17 protein-coding genes are annotated in these 17,982 nt (G+C 59.4%); 12 read left to right on the forward strand and 5 right to left on the reverse strand.

From position 1 onward, the window contains the following. Positions 1–197: 197 nt before the first annotated feature. From GY791_07110 to GY791_07120, 3 genes are all read left to right on the forward strand, one after another. The gene (locus GY791_07110; protein MCP4328187.1) at positions 198–1,253 is read left to right on the forward strand and encodes a zinc-binding dehydrogenase; all 1,056 of its coding nucleotides are present in this window, start codon (positions 198–200) and stop codon (positions 1,251–1,253) included. A gap of 33 nt (positions 1,254–1,286) precedes the next feature. Continuing rightward, positions 1,287–2,054, forward strand: coding sequence for a glucose 1-dehydrogenase (locus GY791_07115; protein ID MCP4328188.1), 768 nt, complete (start codon positions 1,287–1,289; stop codon positions 2,052–2,054). Positions 2,055–2,222: 168 nt separating this feature from the next. Beyond that, positions 2,223–3,017, forward strand: a complete 795-nt coding sequence (locus tag GY791_07120) for an arylmalonate decarboxylase (GenBank protein ID MCP4328189.1) — start codon at positions 2,223–2,225, stop codon at positions 3,015–3,017. 25 nt (positions 3,018–3,042) lie between these two features. Here GY791_07120 and GY791_07125 read toward each other — a convergent pair whose 3' ends face one another. Then, complete coding sequence (locus GY791_07125; protein MCP4328190.1) at positions 3,043–3,972, reverse strand: LysR family transcriptional regulator; 930 nt, start codon at positions 3,970–3,972, stop codon at positions 3,043–3,045. 166 nt (positions 3,973–4,138) lie between these two features. Here GY791_07125 and GY791_07130 point away from each other — a divergent pair, with 166 nt between their 5' ends. From GY791_07130 to GY791_07165, 8 genes are all read left to right on the forward strand, one after another. Beyond that, positions 4,139–4,963 carry a creatininase gene (locus GY791_07130; protein MCP4328191.1) on the forward strand — a complete coding sequence of 275 codons (825 nt, stop codon included), beginning with the start codon at positions 4,139–4,141 and terminating at the stop codon, positions 4,961–4,963. A gap of 116 nt (positions 4,964–5,079) precedes the next feature. Continuing rightward, complete coding sequence (locus GY791_07135; GenBank protein ID MCP4328192.1) at positions 5,080–5,715, forward strand: cysteine hydrolase; 636 nt, start codon at positions 5,080–5,082, stop codon at positions 5,713–5,715. A 53-nt stretch (positions 5,716–5,768) separates the two neighbouring features. Continuing rightward, positions 5,769–6,722 (forward strand): BMP family ABC transporter substrate-binding protein, encoded by a 954-nt coding sequence (locus tag GY791_07140; GenBank protein MCP4328193.1) that lies wholly within the window; start codon positions 5,769–5,771, stop codon positions 6,720–6,722. A 77-nt stretch (positions 6,723–6,799) separates the two neighbouring features. Then, complete coding sequence (locus tag GY791_07145) at positions 6,800–8,332, forward strand: ABC transporter ATP-binding protein (GenBank protein ID MCP4328194.1); 1,533 nt, start codon at positions 6,800–6,802, stop codon at positions 8,330–8,332. Then, complete coding sequence (locus GY791_07150) at positions 8,332–9,432, forward strand: ABC transporter permease (protein MCP4328195.1); 1,101 nt, start codon at positions 8,332–8,334, stop codon at positions 9,430–9,432. Before GY791_07145 ends, GY791_07150 begins: the two co-directional genes overlap by 1 nt. Next, complete coding sequence (locus GY791_07155; protein ID MCP4328196.1) at positions 9,429–10,373, forward strand: ABC transporter permease; 945 nt, start codon at positions 9,429–9,431, stop codon at positions 10,371–10,373. Before GY791_07150 ends, GY791_07155 begins: the two co-directional genes overlap by 4 nt. Continuing rightward, complete coding sequence (locus GY791_07160) at positions 10,370–11,428, forward strand: hypothetical protein (protein ID MCP4328197.1); 1,059 nt, start codon at positions 10,370–10,372, stop codon at positions 11,426–11,428. Before GY791_07155 ends, GY791_07160 begins: the two co-directional genes overlap by 4 nt. 2 nt (positions 11,429–11,430) lie before the next feature. After that, complete coding sequence (locus GY791_07165; protein ID MCP4328198.1) at positions 11,431–12,453, forward strand: zinc-binding dehydrogenase; 1,023 nt, start codon at positions 11,431–11,433, stop codon at positions 12,451–12,453. A gap of 7 nt (positions 12,454–12,460) precedes the next feature. On the opposite strand, the gene GY791_07170 is transcribed toward GY791_07165, so the two are convergent. Beyond that, entirely contained in the window at positions 12,461–13,072 is a 612-nt protein-coding gene (locus GY791_07170; GenBank protein MCP4328199.1) for an urea carboxylase-associated family protein, read from the reverse strand. A gap of 137 nt (positions 13,073–13,209) precedes the next feature. Between GY791_07170 and hutH the strand changes: the two genes are divergently transcribed. Continuing rightward, complete coding sequence (hutH, locus tag GY791_07175) at positions 13,210–14,742, forward strand: histidine ammonia-lyase (protein MCP4328200.1); 1,533 nt, start codon at positions 13,210–13,212, stop codon at positions 14,740–14,742. On the opposite strand, the gene GY791_07180 is transcribed toward hutH, so the two are convergent. The 3 genes from GY791_07180 to GY791_07190 form a co-directional block, all read right to left on the reverse strand. Next, on the reverse strand, positions 14,743–15,711 hold the full coding sequence (locus tag GY791_07180) for an arginase (GenBank protein MCP4328201.1): 969 nt from the start codon (positions 15,709–15,711) through the stop codon (positions 14,743–14,745). A gap of 79 nt (positions 15,712–15,790) precedes the next feature. Further along, positions 15,791–16,744, reverse strand: coding sequence for an amidohydrolase (locus tag GY791_07185; protein MCP4328202.1), 954 nt, complete (start codon positions 16,742–16,744; stop codon positions 15,791–15,793). 148 nt (positions 16,745–16,892) lie between these two features. After that, positions 16,893–17,957, reverse strand: a complete 1,065-nt coding sequence (locus GY791_07190; GenBank protein MCP4328203.1) for a prolyl oligopeptidase family serine peptidase — start codon at positions 17,955–17,957, stop codon at positions 16,893–16,895. Between the last annotated feature and the right edge of the window lie 25 nt (positions 17,958–17,982).

Below are 17,982 nucleotides of genomic sequence, written 5' to 3' on the forward strand. Positions count from 1 at the left end.
ACAGATACGACGCGAGAATGGTCGCTCTCGCGAATTCTCAATGATGCAATCCAACCAATTCCGCTCCACCCCAGGAGGAGCGGACCCGGCGGACCGATTCCGGTAACCAGGACCGCTAAATTTGGGCCGCGACAGGCAGCTGATCGAAAAGGTATTACAAGCAATCGATTGTTTGAGTAGGTGCGGGGTACAAATCCATGACGGAGATGATGCGGGCGGTCTATCTGACCGGACACGATGGACTCGAATCAGTCGTTGTTGGTAAGCGGCAGAAGCCCGAGCCCGGACCCGGCGAGGTTTTGATCAAGGTCGCCGCCTCCAGTATTAACCGGGTCGATTTGTACATGGCTAACGATGGTTCCGGATTTCGTCATGAACTGCCGCTCACCTTGGGTGTGGATGGGGCCGGTGTCATTGAGGCGGTCGGACCCTACGTTCGAAGCCGCCAGCCCGGAGAACGAGTCGTCCTTTACTCGTCGCGATTCGGGCTCGACGAATTCAGCCGCCGCGGCGATCAGATGCTGTCCTACGCCCGCGAACTGACTGGGGAGAACATAGACGGGTGCATGGCCGACTATGTTGTGATGCCCGAAGAGTGTGCATTTCCGATTTCCGAAGCCATTAGTTTTCGTGACGCAGCGACCTTGTCGACCGCCTATTTGACCGCGTGGCGATCGGTGGTAACTCAAGGTCAAGTGACGCAGAAGGATTGGGTGCTCATACACGGTGTCGGCGGTGGCGCTTCCATGGCGGCACTTCAGTTCTGCGCCCTGCGCCGCGCGAAAACCATCGTTACGTCGTCCTCCGACGCGAAGTTGGAGATCGCCCGCGAACACGGCGCCACCCATGTCGTCAACTACCGCGAACAGAATGTATTGGAAGAGGTGCGGCGGCTGACCGAGAGGCGAGGTGTCGACGTCGTGATCGAGAACGTTGGTGCCGAGACCTGGGATACAAGCCTGCGCTCGGCGGTCGGTGGCGGCCGCATCGTCGTATTCGGTGCGACGACCGGCGCAAATCCGAAAATCGATCTGCAGCGCGTATTCATTCGCCAGCTGCATATCATCGGCGCGACGATCGGGAATTTTGAGGAATTCCGGACATTGATCGACGCGTTGGAGCGCAATCTGTTCGGTCCCCTTATCGATTCCGTTGTATCGCTCGAGGATGTGCCGAGGGGATTGGCACGCATGGCGGCAGGAGAACAGGTTGGTAAAATCAGTGTCCAAGTGAATGAATCTCTGGGACTCTAAGGCGGACGTCAAATTGGGACGGGAGCGAGTTACATGCGAGGTTTGGCGGACAAGAAGGTGATCATAACCGGCGGCGGCGGCGGAATCGGCCGTGCGATTTCGCTTAGATTGGCCGAGGAAGGCGCGGTTGTCGGAGTCCTCGATATCGACAAAGTGAGCGCGAACGAGACCGTCGAACAATTAGCCGGCTTGGGCGGAAACGCTTATGCGCACCAGGTCGACATCATTGATTACGATGCGGTCGAATCAGCGATCGCGGAATTCGAGGCCGCCACCGGGCCCGTCGACATCCTGATCAACAATGCCGGTTGGGACGAAGCACGCCCGTTTATCCGAACCGACCCCGAGCTGTGGCGCAAGATCATCGATATCAATCTCTATGGGCCCTTGAACCTCCACCATGTCGTGGTCAGGGGCATGGCCGAGCGCGGTCGCGGAAAGGTCATCAACATCGCTTCGGACGCCGGCCGCGTGGGATCGTCCGGTGAGGCGGTATATGCCGCCTGCAAGGGGGGAATCATTGCCTTTACCAAGACCCTGGCTCGGGAACTAGCACGGTCGAACGTTCAACTCAACGCGGTTTGTCCAGGGCCGACGGACACCGCTTTGTTCGCATCCTTCGCCGGCAACGACGAGGCGGGGCAACGGCTTGTCGAAGCCCTCAAGCGGTCGATCCCAATGCGGCGGCTCGGCCGTCCCGATGACATGCCGGGGATCGTAGCCTTTCTCGCCAGCGACGAGGCAGGTTATATTACCGGCCAGACGATAAGCGTTTCGGGCGGCCTGACGATGCACGGCTGAGGCAGCATTACGGGCGGTCGCCAGGCAATTGCCGACGGCATAATTGCGGTCGTCGATAGACCCGGTCATCGATGAACCATCGGCGGCAACTCAGTTTTGCCTTGACGCGATTGAACGGTTAGATTTTTCCGAGTGAGAGAATTCTCGCCCCGCCACATGGGAGGAATTATGGCCCTGGACCTTCCACCTGTTAGATCGAAGTATCGAGAGGTTCGATATGATAGGGGCCGCCATTGGCGGGCCAAGCTGGGCTTTGTCGTGCTGGAGATGGAGCAAACCGTCGAAGATGATGTCTTCCGTTTGACACCGCCTGGCGTCGGCGTGCATTTCAGCAGGCTCGCCATGTCCAACAGCGCCACGATCGAAACCTTGCGGCAAATGGCGCCCGGGATAGAGGCTTCGGCCCGGTCGATTCTGCCCGAAGATCGCCTCGATGTCGTTTGTTACACGTGTAACTGCGGGACGATGGTCATCGGCGAAGAGGCCGTCGCGGCGGCGCTGACCCGCGCCAAGCCGGAAGCCAAACCGACCACGGTCATGACCGGCGTCGTACGGTCGCTCAGGGCACTCGGCGCGAAGCGGATCGTGGTGGCGACACCGTATCTCGATGAAATCAACGCCTACGTATTGCAATTCCTTCAGTCGCACGGGTTCGATGTGCTGGAGCTTCAGGGTCTCAACATCGAGACGAACACCGATATCGATCTGGTCGATCCGGGATACATGCGCGAGTTCGCTGCCAGCCTCTACCGTTCGGATGCGGATGCCGTGTTCGTATGCTGCGGCGCACTGCGGACGCTCGATATCGTGGCCGCGCTCGAAGAAGATATCGGCAAGCCGGCCGTGGTCAGTAACCAGGCGATGATGTGGGACTGTCTGCGCAGTGCCGGGATCGACGACAGGATCGAAGGATTCGGCCGACTGTTTCAACTCGGCGTTCGTTCGGCCGACGCCGCCGCTTGAACGCTGGGCGGGTGGTGGCGCGGACCTATTCGGCCGCGGCCGGGATCTCACCCACATTCGCAATCAGATCGTCGATGAACGCATTGACGATCGAGTGGCGGGCACGGTTGCGGCGCGCGATCAATTCGATTTCGGCAAAGAATATCAGGGTATCCGGCCTGACCGCGCGCATTGCGCCGGATTTCACCCAGCGCTCCGCGTAGTGAGCGGGTAGGAATCCGAGGAATTGTCCGGATAGGACGAGAAGTGCGATGGCCTCGATATTCGAGGCCTGAGCGGTTGCATTGATCAATTCGCCGAACGGGTGGATGGAATCGGGAATGTAAGTGCGTTTAACGTGTTCGTATTGCCGCAACTGGTTCAGGTCGGAAAGCGTCTCAGCCGCTTCGTAGACCGGATGCTGCCGGCCGCAGTAAAGGTGAAGGCGTTCGCGGAAAAGCGTGAAGTATTCGATTCCGGTGGCCCGATTCGTGTATGTGCCCAGTCCGAGCTGAAGGCGCCCATCGACGATCGCGCGCTCGATGTCGTGCGGCGTTCCGACATGGATATTTATGCTTACGGCACTTTGCCGTCTCTTGAATCGGGCGATGGCGCTGCTGAGTGGAAAACGGATGTTGGTAATCACGTTATCGATGGTGCCAATATGAAGCTCACCGACCAACCGTCCCCTTAGCGCCTCGACCTCGGAAGTAAAGGTCTCGAGTGAGCGGAACACGCGCTGTGTGGCTTCGTAGACGTGTCGGCCGGTCTCCGTCAGCCGAAATCCGCTGCGGCCGCGGTCGCAAAGCCGCACACCCAATTTGGCCTCGAGGTCCGACATATGCGAGCTCACGGTAGACTGTCCGATACCAAGTTCGACTTGAGCAGAAGAAAAGCCGCCACAATCGACGATGGTCGCGAAAACACGCAGGAGACGAAGGTCGACCTGATCAAGCTTGGGGATCGGTATGGCCATTTCCGCCCTTCCGAAAGCAAATGCTATAAATCGATCATGATATTCTAATCATGCTGTTACATCAGGAGAAATCAATGTAAGAATCCTGACTTTGTTATTTTTCGAGTGCCGAAAAACTGCGAATATTTCTGCAGGGCGACCACCGAATTTCCGCGGTCGGGGTGAGATGATGCACGAAACCGTTCTCATGGCCGAGATATCCTGGGTCGAGTATGAACGCCGTCTGATTGTGGAGGACGCGATCGTATTGGTCCCGGTCGGCGCCGTTGAACAACACGGCCCGCATATGCCTTTGGGAACCGATGCCATCCTGTCGGGCGAAATGGCGCGCCGCGCGGCAGAGCGCGTAGGTGGCATCGTCGCGCCGACCCTCAGCTATGGTTACAAGTCGCAGCCGCGTACCGGTGGCGGTGATCATTTCCCGGGCTCAACAGGGCTCGATGGTGACAACCTCTCTCATCTGGTGACCGATGTCGTCGCCGAGCTCGGTCGCACCGGCGCCAAGAAAATTGCACTTATAGACGGGCACTATGAAAATCAATTCTTCCTGACCGAAGGTTGTGAACAGGCCATACGCAGGCTCGAAGCCAAGGGCATCGACGATGTCAAGGTCCTTAAGATGCGCTATCCGGAAACCGTGAAGCAGGAGACCCTCGATTATCTTGAGCAGTTCTATCCTGATGGGTATCCCGGTCTCGACCTCGAGCACGGAGGGATACTCGAGACTTCGATGATGCTCTATTTGTTTCCGCATCTCGTCGACATGAACAAGGTACCACAGGATCCACCGGCCTCTTTTCCGCCGTTCGACCTGTATCCCCACGAAGGGCGCGAGTGGGTACCGGAGTCCGGTGTGTTGACCCCGGCGACCAACTCCTCTGCCGAGATCGGCCGAATGCTGGTCGAAGAGTTCGTCGAGCTGGTGGCGGGAGCGTTGAGGTCGGCGTTCCGCTCAACCGATTCCTCGATGGTGGAAAGGCGAGTGTCGTGAGACGATTGCCGACCTAGCGGAATTTAAATGGAGGTACCAAATTGAGTTCGTCCGTCCCCGCCGATCCCTACGACTTTCCGTTTGACGGTGATCTCGGCGCCGAGAACACGGCGGTCATGGTCATCGATATGCAAAAGGATTTCTGCGATGAAGGGGGTTACTTCCATGCCATGGGCTATGACGTATCGGCGATGCGGGCATTGATCGAACCGATTGGCAAGGTCTTAGCGGCGGCGCGGACACAGGGCTTTCCCGTTATGCACACGCGTCAGGGAAAGCGACCGGACCTATCCGACGTCCCCGAGGTGGCACGATGGCGGAGCCGCAACGGCGGTGCCGAGATTGGTTCTCCCAGCCCCCTGGGCCGATTCATGATTCGAGGCGAGGCGGGATTCGAAATTGTCGATGAGTTGAGCCCGGTACCGGGCGAACCGGTCATCGACAAGGCTGGCGCCAGTGCATTCTTCGCCACCGATCTCGATCTCTTACTGCGCAGCCAGGGCATCCGGAACATCGTCTTCACCGGCATAACGACCGATGTCTGCGTTCACAGCACGATGCGGGCGGCGGCGGATCGCGGTTACGATGGATTGTTGCTGGAGGATTGCTGCGCCGCGACTGTCGCCAGCAATCACACGGCGGCCCTTAGCATGATCAAACAGGAAGGCGGCTATTTCGGTAGCGTCTCAAACGCGGCCGATTTCATTGGCGCGATATCGCTGGGTGATGAGGCCACGCGATTGGCAGGGTAGGGCAGGTTGGAATGATTGTCGTTCAACAACACACCAGAAGAGGGAGGCAAATGATGAAATTCACAAGGCGAATGGTTCTCGGTGCGGCGACGGTCTTGGTCGCCGCGTCAGCCTATGGCGGCGCAGCCAACGCGCAGGACAAGAAGGTCGCGATCGTGCTGCCCGGCAGCATCACCGACCAGGCTTTCAACCAGGTTCTTTATGAGGGCATCGTCCTCGTCGGCAAAGAGACGGGCATGGAGACCGCCTACAGCGAAAAGGTCAAGCAGGCGGATCAGTCCGAGCATCTGGAAGATTACGCCCGACGCGGCTATGGCTTGGTCTACGGTGCCGGCGGCGAGTTCGTCGATTCGACCAAGCGCGCGGCTCGACGCTATCCGGAGACATTGTTCGCGTGCCTCAATTGTTCTGCGGTCGAGGGTGTCGCGACGATCGGCTATGACAATGTGTCTATCGGCTACTTGCTTGGCTTTACGGCGGGCAAGATGGTTGAAACGGGCAAGATTGGGATCGTTGCCGGACAGAAAATCGCGCCGGTCCTGCAGCTTGTCGAGGGCATGACCGCCGGCATGAAGGATGCGATGGGTGGCGGCGAGGTGCTCGTGACCTATACCGAGGATTGGGACGACGTGGCCAAGGCCAAAGAGGCCACCTTCGGCCAGATCAGCCAAGGCGCCCAGGCCATTATTCCCTATCTGGACAACGGCATCGTCGGCGTCATGCAGGCGCTCGAAGAAAAGGGTATGTGGGGGCTTGGCGCAATCACCGATCTCGGTTCCAGCTGGCCGAAGACCAATCTCATCTCGGCCGTTCAAGATTGGCGCCAGGCTATTCTGTTCTATGCCAACGAGTACGAAAACGGCACCGCCGAGAAGAAGGTATATACCTTCGGCATCGGTACGACGCCGCTGAGCGTCGGCACAATGAACCCAGACATGCCGCCGAGTGTAAAGGCCGATGTCGAAAAACTCGTCGACGATATGAAAACCGGCAAGTTCAGCATGTAGCGAAACCTAACTCCCTGGGGCCCCGCGCGCTCGTGCGTGGGGCCCGTTCTTTTGCACCGCCGAACAGCCGGTGAGTCATGCCGACCGTGGCCAGTGAGCATCACCTCGTCGTCGACGGCGTAACCAAGACGTTTGGCGAATTGCGCGCCAATGACGACGTCAATCTTCATGTCCGAAGAGGATCGATCCACGCCATATTGGGTGAAAATGGGGCCGGCAAGACGACCCTCATGAACATCCTGTACGGGCTCTATCAACCTGATGAAGGGCGCATTCTGGTCGATGACCGCGAGGTCAAGATCGAGAGCCCGAAGGACGCGTTGGCCCAGGGCATCGGCATGGTGCATCAACATTTCATGCTGGTCCGGCCGTTGACCGTTACCGAAAACGTCATTCTTGGCATGAAACAGGGGAGGGTCGGCCTTGATCTAAAGGCCCATGCCACCCGGCTATCCGAACTCAGTGATTCATTTGGCTTCGAGATAGATCCCAATGAAGCCATCTGGAAGCTGCCGATGGGCATGCAGCAGCGGGTCGAAATCTTGAAGCTGCTCTATCACAACGTCGATATTCTTATATTCGATGAACCGACCAGCGTGCTGACGCCGAGCGAGACTGGCCCTTTTTTCGATGTCCTGAGGCGCCTGACCGAGGCCGACAAGACGATTCTGTTTATCACCCATAAGCTCGAGGAGGTGATATCGATCTCCGACCGGGTCACGGTGATGCGAAACGGCCAAGTGACGGCGGAGGTCGAGACAACCGATACGGATGCTCGGGAGTTAGCGCGGCTGATGATCGGTCGCGATGTCGTATTCGACATTCCCCACCGGGACATGGAAGCCGGACGGGAGATGCTGCGGGTGGAGAATGTTCGTGCCACCGGCGACAGAGGCATCGGCGCTCTCGACGACATTTCCCTGTCCGTGAAAAGTGGCGAAATTCTCGGAGTGGCCGGTGTCGACGGCAATGGTCAAGCGGAACTGGCCGAGGTCATCGCCGGTTTGAGGAAGCCCGAATCAGGTCATATTCGGGTTGGCGGTGAACTGATCGACGATGTTTCGGTGGCCGAACGCAAGCGTCGATGGAAAATCGGTTATGTTCCAGAGGACCGTCACGAAGTAGGTCTTGTCCTCGACCAATCTGTCGCCATGAATCTGGTCCTTAGGACCTTTCGTTGGCTGCCATTTGCAAACCACCATGTTCTCAATCCCGGAGCAATCCGCGCCAACGCCGAAAAGTTGGTCGACCAGTACAATGTACGCCTGCAAAGCATCGAACAAGAGACCCGGTATCTCTCGGGCGGCAATCAACAAAAGCTCATCCTCGCCCGAGAGATAGAAGACGGGCCGCAAGTCCTGGTCGTTGCGCAGCCAACCAAGGGACTGGACGTTGGCGCAATCGAATTCGTCCAGAAAACGCTTCTCGAGCAGCGGGCGAGGGGCGTCGCGATTCTTTATATTTCAACCGAGCTCGAGCATGTGCTCGAGGTAAGCGGCCGTATAGCGGTCATCTTTCGCGGCCGGATAACCGGCTTGCTCGATACCGCCGAGGCAACCCCGGAGCGCCTCGGCCTGCTAATGGCAGGCGCCGTCGGAGAAGCTGCCTGATGCTGGGCGCAATACGCTTCCTTTATATGTTCAAAAGCGTCTGGGCGGTTGTGGCTGCCTTGATCGTTGGCTCCTTCCTCATCAAGCTTGCCGGATCCGATCCAATCGAGGCCTATGTCGCTCTCTTCAAGGGCGCATTTACGGAATACTATGGCGTCGGTAGCACCCTGGTGAAGATGTCGCCGTTGGTGCTTGCGGGTCTGGCGGTCACCGTGCCGCTGCGGGCTGGGCAGTTCAACATTGGCGTCGAAGGGCAGATTTACATGGGCGCGCTGTTCGCGACGCTCGCGGCCCTTTATCTTCCCGCTATGCCGGGCTGGCTCCACATCCTGGCCGCGTCCTTGTCGGGGATGATTGGCGGGGCGTTTTGGGCCCTGATTCCCGCGATCCTCAAGGCGTACTACCGAGTCAACGAGATTATCGTCACCCTGCTGATGAACTATGTGGCGATCAACATAGTCAGTTACGCGGTAAGCGGCCCGATGATGGCGCCCGACGCGCCCTATCCCTACTCCCACGAGATACCCGAAGCCTTGTTCCTGCCTCATGTGCTGCCGCGGACCGACGCCCACCTCGGCGTCGTTATTGGGATCGTTCTCGCCATCGTCATATTCGCCGTATTTCGATACGGCACCTTCGGCTTCACCTTGTCCACCGTGGGCAAGAACGCACGGGCCGCCGAGTACGCCGGCGTCTCGGTACGCCGCACCATTGTCCTCGCCTTCGTGGTCGCCGGTGCCATGGGAGGATTGGCGGGGACGTATGAGGTGTTGGGACTGAAATATCGGCTGTTTCACCATTTCAGCCCGGGATACGGGTACGACGGTATCGTCATAACATTCCTCGCCGGCGCCAATCCCCTGTTCGTCGTCATCGCCGCGACCTTCCTGGCCGGCCTGAGAAGCGGTGCCGGTATCATGCAGCGCGCCGTCGGCGTCGATGCGACGGTAATCGAGGCAATCCAGGGCTTGGTCGTTATCTTTGTTGCGATGGGCCTCGCGTTTCGCTTCGACCGCACATATTGGGCCAAATTCCTCCATACGCGCAGGGCCGCCGACCGCGGTCTGGCGCCAGGGTCGGGGGGCGACAAGCCACCATGATCGAAATTTTTCTCGACCCACAGTTACTGACGGACTTTCTTCGGACCAGCCTGCGTCTCGCGGTACCGATCACCTTTGCCGCCGTCGGTGGGGTGCTGTCGGAACGGAGCGGGGTCTACAACATTGGCCTCGAAGGGATGATGCTGGCCGGCGCCTTCGGTGCGGCGGTCGGCGCGTTCTTTTTTGGGACCCCGTTCGCGGGTGTCGTGACCGGCGCGATGTGCGGCATGCTTGCGGCCCTAATACTCGCCGTCCTTGGTGTTTCCTTGGGCGTCAACCAAATCGTGACCGGGATCGCAATCAACCTCCTGGTGCTCGGATTGACGTCGTTCCTGTCACGCGTGGTTTTCGGCGCCCAGGCCAACACGCTCGATCTCGAAGGCTTCCGGCCATTGGCGATCCCGGTCCTGGTTTCGATCCCAGTCATAGGTCCGGTTTTCTTCGGCCAGGATGCGCTGGTCTATGCCATGTATGGGCTTGTGCCGATGATGTATTACATCATGTTCAAGACCCCCTGGGGGCTGAACATTCGAGCCGTCGGCGAGAACCCGCGGGCAGCCGATACAGCGGGTGTTCCGGTTAACCTCGTACGCTATGCCTGCGTTCTGGGAAGCGGCGTTTTTGCTGGGCTGGGCGGCTGTTTCCTCGTTCTATCCCAGGTCTTTCTGTTTTCGGAGAACATGAGCGCGGGCAAAGGCTTCATTGCCCTTGCCGCGGTTATTCTCGGGCGCTGGAATCCGATCGGTGCCCTATTGGCCTGTTTGCTCTTTGGATTTTTTGATTCGCTGCAACTTCGATTGCAATTCCTCAATCCCGACGTCCCGCACGAGATTTTCGTGGCGCTGCCCTACATGGTTTCGATATTGGCGCTGGTCGGGCTCGTCGGTCGGCCAACACCGCCCGCCGCTGCGGGTATCCCCTACCGACGGGAGGCGAAATGAGCATGTCCACAATCGATCCGGCCGCTCGGTCGTCTCGGCGAGACAGCCGATCCGAGGGTGCCGGTTGTTCAACCGCAGCCGGTGACGCGATCTATGTGCGATCAGAGTGGGGTGAGCTCAAGGAATGCATATACGGGTGGAGCGGTCAGTTCATTTTTCCAAAGTTTTTACAAGATGCCGACGTGCGGCCATCGGGCGATTTCCGGCAGTTCTGGTTTGAGAATCAGGAACGCGACGTGCGCGACGCCGACCCGGATTATTACCAACGCTGGAGTGCGCAGATCGAGGGCGCCGTCAAGTTTCTCGAGGGCGAGGGCGTGCGGGTGCATCAACCCACCTACATCAGCGAAGCAAACCTGCGATATCCGCGCGGCGAAAACCATGGCGTGTTGACCGGTTGGCTTCGCGATCCCTTCGTCACAATCGCCAATAGTGTTATCGAGTTGGCGCCCCGATCGCTCTTCCACCGGCGCCAACGCTTTTCCATACGTCACATACTGGCCGAGACGATGGATCGTGGCGCCCGCTACTTCGCCCAACCCGATGGTGGCGCAGACGATAGTCTCGATGGTCCCGGCTGGGGTTACCTCGAAGGCGGCGACATTTTCGTCCTCGGTAAAAAGATCTTGGTCGGTCACTCCGGCAATGCCAGCAACCCGGAAGGCGCGCGATGGCTTCAGCACGTCTTGGGAACCGATTACAATGTCGAGATGGTTGCGATCGATCCCAATTTCGCCCATCTCGATTGCGTGCTGTCGACGCCACGCGAAGGCGTGGCAGCGGTTTGCAAGTCAGCGATGATCGAAGGGATTCCAGATTGCCTCCGCGATTGGGACATCATCGACGTTCCGTTCGAGATCGCGAAAATCCATTTAGGCTGCAACAACCTGATAATGAACGACCGTCTCGTCGTCATGCCATCGGAGCAGGCGCACGACACGCTCGCCGCTGAGCTCGAGGCGCGCAAGTTCGACGTCGTTCGCCTGCCATATGGTGATGTATATGCGGTTGGCGGCTCGTTCCGCTGCGCACATCAGCCGCTGATTCGGTTGTAGGCATGGTTACCAACAGCAGCGTCCACACCATGCGCGCGGTCGTGGTTGATGAGCCTGGGAACATCGATCACCTGCACCTGAAAACCGTTCCGGTCCCCGAACCACAACCCGGTGAGATTCGGATCCAGGTTGCCTATGCCGGCTGCAACTGGAGCGACATTCAGAAGCGGCAGGGTGTCTACCCTGACCCGATCGTCTATCCGGCGATCCTTGGGCTCGAGGTATCGGGGCGAGTCGACGCGGTCGGCAAGGGCGTTCGTGGATTCCGCATCGGCGACCGAGTTGCGGCAATCACCGGCCCCTCTCATCTTGGCGGGTTTGCAGACTATTGCATGGTCGCCGCTCGGTATGCGATGCGAATGCCGGATTCTGTTTCGTTGGAACTCGGTGCCGCATTTCCTATGGTGGCGATGACCGCCTACCACCTGTTGTTCAGCGCCCATAGGCTGCGCAAGGGGGAGGTCCTTCTGGTCCACGCCATCGGCGGTGCGGTCGGCCTCATGTTGACCCAGATCGCGGTTCGCGAAGGCGCCATCGTGATCGGCACCGTCGGCACGGCGTCCAAGGCGCAGAAGGCTCTCGATTATGGCGCCGCCCTCGTCGTCGACAACACCGGCGAAGATTTCGTTGCCGCGGCGATGACATTCACCGAAGGTCGCGGCGTCGATCTGGTCATCGATTCGCTTGGCGGGACAATCTTGCCGCGTAGCTTCGATGCGCTTCGCACCTACGGCAAGATCATCAATATCGGCGAAGCGGCCGGTTACCCGGATTTCGATATTCGTCCGAAGCTTTACGAAAAGTCGACCTCGCTAGCCGGGTTCGAATTGCACCATGCGGACCCGGGCTCGACGCGGTGGCGGCGCGGCCTGCGATATGTCCTAGAGGGACTTAGCGCGGGCTGGCTCAGGGTTCCGATCGAAGGCATTTACGACCTCGAAGATTACGAGGCCGCGCAAAGACGATTGGAAAATCGCGGCGTCAGCGGGAAGTTGTTGCTAAGTGTCGATCCCAGCCTCAATTAGGAACGGGTCAGTCAAGAACTTCAAAATGGGCATCCTTCGGCGGCGCGCCGCCTTCGCCATGGATCGGCAGAATGTCCTGAGGACAGGTCGAGAAGGCAACGTAGCAGTCCATATCCGCGCGGAATGTGATGTATTGGCCCGGTTCGCATACGGTAGGTCGGAAATCGAGGCTGTTGCGATCATCGAGGACGGGAATGTTCATGAACACGTTGAATGAGGCGGCGATCGGGAAGGGCGGCGTGACGCCGAGTTCAAGCAGCCCTTCGAACATGTTGTCCTGGCAATTTCGATGATAGCCCTCGACCCCCAGTACCTGATAGCGATAGCGATCGCAGGCGGCCATGAAGGTGTCGTGAATGCCCGGCGTCGTGTCTTCGAGGATAGTAAGGATCGGCCGTCGTCGATTGGTAACCAACGAATCGCCGACTATGGGATTGAGACGCACATTCCAGACCCGGGTCGACTCCATCGACATGTACTCTTGGAGCTCGTAGGCGTTAAGCGCCCAGGTATCGACCACTTGGGTGCCGTGCGTGTTTATGAGTTTGACGCGCTGGCCAGCAGTCAGACGGGCGGCCTTGCCGTGACCGGCGGGGATCAAGACACGGTTTTCGGACATGATATGAGCCTCCTCAAATCGGTCGCGAGATCGATATGACAACAGACTAATACGGTAGCCGCTCGCCGACAATTGCCGTGCATCGCGTGGCATCGCACGAATCGAGTTAGGCTGCGAAATCGAAGACGGAGGGTCCATTGACAGAAATACTGACAATCGAACCGCGGGGTCTCGATTTTGAAACCATGCGACGGGTTTCGGCCGGCGGGTTGGCCTTGGACCTGTCCCCCGAGGCGCGATCGGAAATCGACGCCGGTTACGACGTCGTGCGTCGTGTGGTCGGCGAGGGAAGGCGAACATATGGCGTCAACACGGGGTTCGGTGCGCTGGCCGATCGGGTCATACCGGAAGAGGACCTGGAGGAGCTGCAAAGACGCCTGGTGCTGTCCAACGCATGCGGCACCGGGGGTCCGCTTCCGGATCAGATCGTTCGCAAGATTCTCGTCCTAAAGATCGCCGCTCTGGCGAGCGGCCGGTCCGGCGTTCGGCGAGACCTCGTCACCGCGCTGATCGCCCTTTACAACGCCGACATCCTGCCCTGCGTGCCGGCCCAGGGCTCGGTTGGCGCCTCCGGCGACTTGGCGCCGTTGGCCCATATCGCCGCGGTCCTCATCGGCGCCGGCGAGGTTCGCGCTGGAGATCGGATTCTCTCGGCAGCCGAAGGTCTCGAAATGGCGGGGATCAGCAATTTTCGATTCGCGCCGAAGGAAGGCTTGGCGATGGTCAACGGTACGCAAGTCTCGACTGCGCTCGCGCTTGCCGGGCTGTTCGCGTCCGAAGCCGTGTTCGCCGCCGCCGCCGTGTCCGGCATGTTGAGCGTCGAAGCGGCTCTCGGCCAGGATATGGCCTTCGACCCCCGTATTCAGGAGGCCCGCGGCCAGGCCGGACAACGGGACATGGCAGCAGCCTACCGTGCCCTGCTCGATGGTAGCGGTTTGCGCGACCGTGCGGCACGCGATGGACGCATCCAGGACCCCTACAGCCTGCGTTGTCAGCCGCAAGTGATGGGTGCCGCGCTTGATATCTTGCGGAACACATCAACGACATTGGCGCAGGAAATCAACGCACTCACCGACAACCCTCTGGTCTTCGCCGAGGACGATGCAATTCTGTTCGGCGGTAATTTTCACGCCGAGCCGGTCGGGCTCGCCAGCGATATGATCGCGCTCGCGCTTGCGGAGATGGGGGCCATTGCGGAGCGCCGGATTGCGCTTCTGACCGACAGCAATATCAGCGGCCTGCCGGCATTCCTTGTGGAAAGCAGTGGACTCGATTCCGGGTTCATGGTGGCGCAGGTCGTCGCCGCCGCCTTGGTCAGCGAAAACAAGAGCCGGGCGTTTCCGGCGAGCGTCGACAGCATTCCGACAGTGGCGAACTTTGAAGATTTTGTCAGCATGGCAACCCACGGGGCGCGGCGTCTCGGCGAGATGGCGGACAATGCAGCCGGGGTCGTCGCGATCGAGTTGCTGGCGGCCTGCCAGGGGCTGGAATTCCGCCGTCCGGACCGCTCCAGCGAGGTCCTCGAACGCGCCGTCGCCGCCGTTCACGAACGCGTTCCCTCCTATGACACCGATCGCTTTTTCGCGCCCGATGTGGCGGCCATCAAGGACCTGGTCAAAAGCGGCTACTTCCTTGACCTGGTTCCGGAAAATCTACGGTTTGCGATCTGATCAGGTAGCCTTCCCGCGTTCCGCGAGCCATGCCTCGCGGCGCTCGGCCCACCAAGGCTGAGCACAAATACGGCCGAGGAATTCGATGACCGTATGGGCGCCGAGATAGGCGGTCACACCGGTGCCGACATCGAGTTGCGGGTTTACTTCGACGAAATCGAACCCAACGATCCGCGTGCGTTCCGCGATCGCGGTCAAGGTGTCTCGCAATTCCGCATAGGCCATGCCATTGGGCTCCGCGGATACGCAGCCAGGGACGAGCGAAATATCGAGCACATCGATATCGATACTGACGTAACAATTTTCGCCCTCGGGTACCAGCGCGGCCAGACCCTTCGGGCCGATTTCATGAAACTCGTTCATGGTGACGATTCGATTTCCGTCGACAATGGAATCCTCGATCCAATCGCGGCCATGGCGAAGGCTGCGAATTCCGGCCTGGATCAAATTCTTGACGTGAGGCATCGGTGACAGATGACGGAATGCATGCCCGTTGGTGAAACGCAGGTCATGGATGAAAGGCGCATAGTCGTTGTGAGCATCGAAGTGCACGATATGCATGGGTTCCGTGAACACCCGCGCCACCGGATAGGTGATTGAGTGGTCACCGCCGAGAATGATCGGAAGGGCGCCGCGGTCGAGGACACGGCGAACGAGGCTGCTGATGTTGTCGAAGGTCTGCTTGACGTCGGTGGGCCAGATCTCGGCGTCGCCGACATCTGCGATCATGCCATGCGCCATTTCCGGGACCAGGTATTCTTCGCTTGTTTCCGGATCGTAGTAGCCATGGCCCATGGCGAATCTCAGCGAATGTTCGCGGAGCGCCCGCGGTCCAAAGCGGGACCCGGCCATGAATGGCGAGCCTTCGTCGGTCGGAACGCCGATCACGGCGATGGCGGCGTCCAACTCGTCGACATTCGTGCAGATCGGGGCGCGCAGGAACGATGGAATTCCGACGAACGGCCACATCAGGCTGGGGTTGGCATCCTTGTCATCAGAAGACATCGCTGGGCTCCGTTGATTGGTCCGGCCGGATCGGCGCCACAAGTCAGGCGTCGAGGCGAAGGATACGAACCGCGTTGGCGCCGATGATGGCCTCTTTTTCTTCGACCGACAGCAATGGCAATTCCATTACCCGGTCAATCGTGCGGTCGAGATCGTACCAAGGAAAATCCGAACCCATCATGACGCGGTCGCTGCCGACGTTCACTATCAATTGGGCGAGTTCCTGGTCGTTGGGTCCATTGTCGCTCTCGGTCCATTCGATTATTTCGCAACAATCGAAGTAGGCGTTGGCGTGGATCTCCGCGATTTCACGTGCCTGCTGCCACGTCGCGCCACCCATGTGCGCCAGTACGATCGGGAGATCCGGAAAGGCGGCGAGGGCGTCGCCAAAGGCGCGCGGTTCCGCGAAACCCTTGCCATCGAGGTCCGGGCCGGAATGGCCAACCACCGGCAATCCGAGTTCCTGACACAAGGCATAGGTCGGCCACAATCGTTTGTCGCCCATATGGAATTCCTGGGCCGGGCCATGCAATTTAATACCTCGCGCACCATCGCTTTCGGCCAGATCTCGCAGGTGGTCGGCATTTTCCTGGTCGCTGAGCAAATTCACATCGGCGCAAATGAAAGTAACAATTTCCGGATGATCGCGGCCGATTTCGCAGGCCCAACGGTTGAAGGCAACGAAGTCCTGGCGTAGGCGTTCCTCGATTTCGCCAAGGGCCTTCTCCCGCTGGCTCGGTCCCAGGTCCGAGGGCAAGGCGTCGATGAATTCCTGCCGCACGACCTCGGCGATAAACAGATTGACCAGGACCGACCGCGAAATGTTCGCGGTTTTCATGGCCCCGAGTAGATCTTGTACGGTCCCGGCCAAACCGCTAATCGCGACATCGGCCTGCCGACCGTATTCCCAGATTTCATAACCTTCCTTGGCGGCAATTCCGGACTGCGCATCCTGATAGATATGAATGTGAGAATCGATTCTGACCGGACTGCTCATGCGCTGGGCTCCTTATTCCGATCCGCCGGATACCCGAGGATCGCAATTCTCCGATGTCGGCGTCATCCCTGAGCGGGGCGCCGATCCGATCCCCAGTGTAGCGGATTTTGAGGGTGAATGTTTACTATGGCAGAGCCCTTGTCATGGATTATCGCAAGCTCTCCCGGCGGTCCAATGCGAAAGCCCGGTGAAGGAAATCAGCCAGTTCGCCGTTCGACCGCGCCCTTACGTCATCATTGCGCCCGATCAGATAGCCCTCGTCGTCGGCGCAGAGAGCGAGGATGATCTTGCGCGTGAAGGAGTTGGTCATCGGCAACAGGAGGTCGCGGTCGCGGACGGTGCCGTCACGCTCCACGATCAAGTCGCATTCAGCCAGGTTGCGCCCGATCTTGCGCGGACCGGCGAAGCGTCCGTCCCATTGGTGGTAAGCGTCGTCGTAGATGACCATTTGGACATTGCCACCGCCATCGCGCAACGCATCGGCCACCGATTGACAACGCGTCCGGTCGACAATCGCGTCCTTGGCGCCGAACAGCATCAGGAGCGGCGCCCCGGTTGACCGGTTGTCCTCGAAGCTCGCGATACAGGGTGCGTAAAAGGCGACATGGCCGGCGAACCGCAAGCCGTTCGTCATATAGCGTTCGGCGACCTGTTCGAACGCGGCATAGGTCGTGGCCATGCCGCCGTAGGAAAAGCCTATCAGTGCAATCCGGGTCGAATCGATATCGTTGCGCGTGGCGAGATATTCCAGTGCCGAATAGGCGTCGGCGAGGATCATCGCTTCGGTGATGTTCATCAGACGATCGATGAATCCGTTGGCCCAGTCGCGCCGCGCGGCGAAGACATCGACTACGAGAGCGGCAACCCCCATCGACGCAAACTGCCGGCCATAGGTCATTTCGCGTGAAGACAGAACGCCGGCGGCTCCATGCAATAAAACGATTGCCGGGAGTGGCGTTTTGGGTGTGGCGTTCGGCGGCAGGAACAGCGTCCCCACGGCCGAGGTCGCCGGATCGTTGTCCGGCCCATCGCCGACATCGGCGATCGAAAACGGGCTGTGACTCGGAAAGGTAATGCGAACCCCGTCGATCGGCGCGAGCTCTGAGATATCGGGCCAAGGCGGCGTCAGGTCCGGCGACGGTGATAGGGAAGCGGCGTTCGAGGTCGCGGCGACCGCCGCTGAAAACAAACATGAGAGGGCGGCATATCGGATTTTCTTCGCAATGGTATTCATGCTT

Source organism: Alphaproteobacteria bacterium (genome assembly GCA_024244705.1).
Classification (GTDB): domain Bacteria; phylum Pseudomonadota; class Alphaproteobacteria; order JAAEOK01; family JAAEOK01; genus JAAEOK01.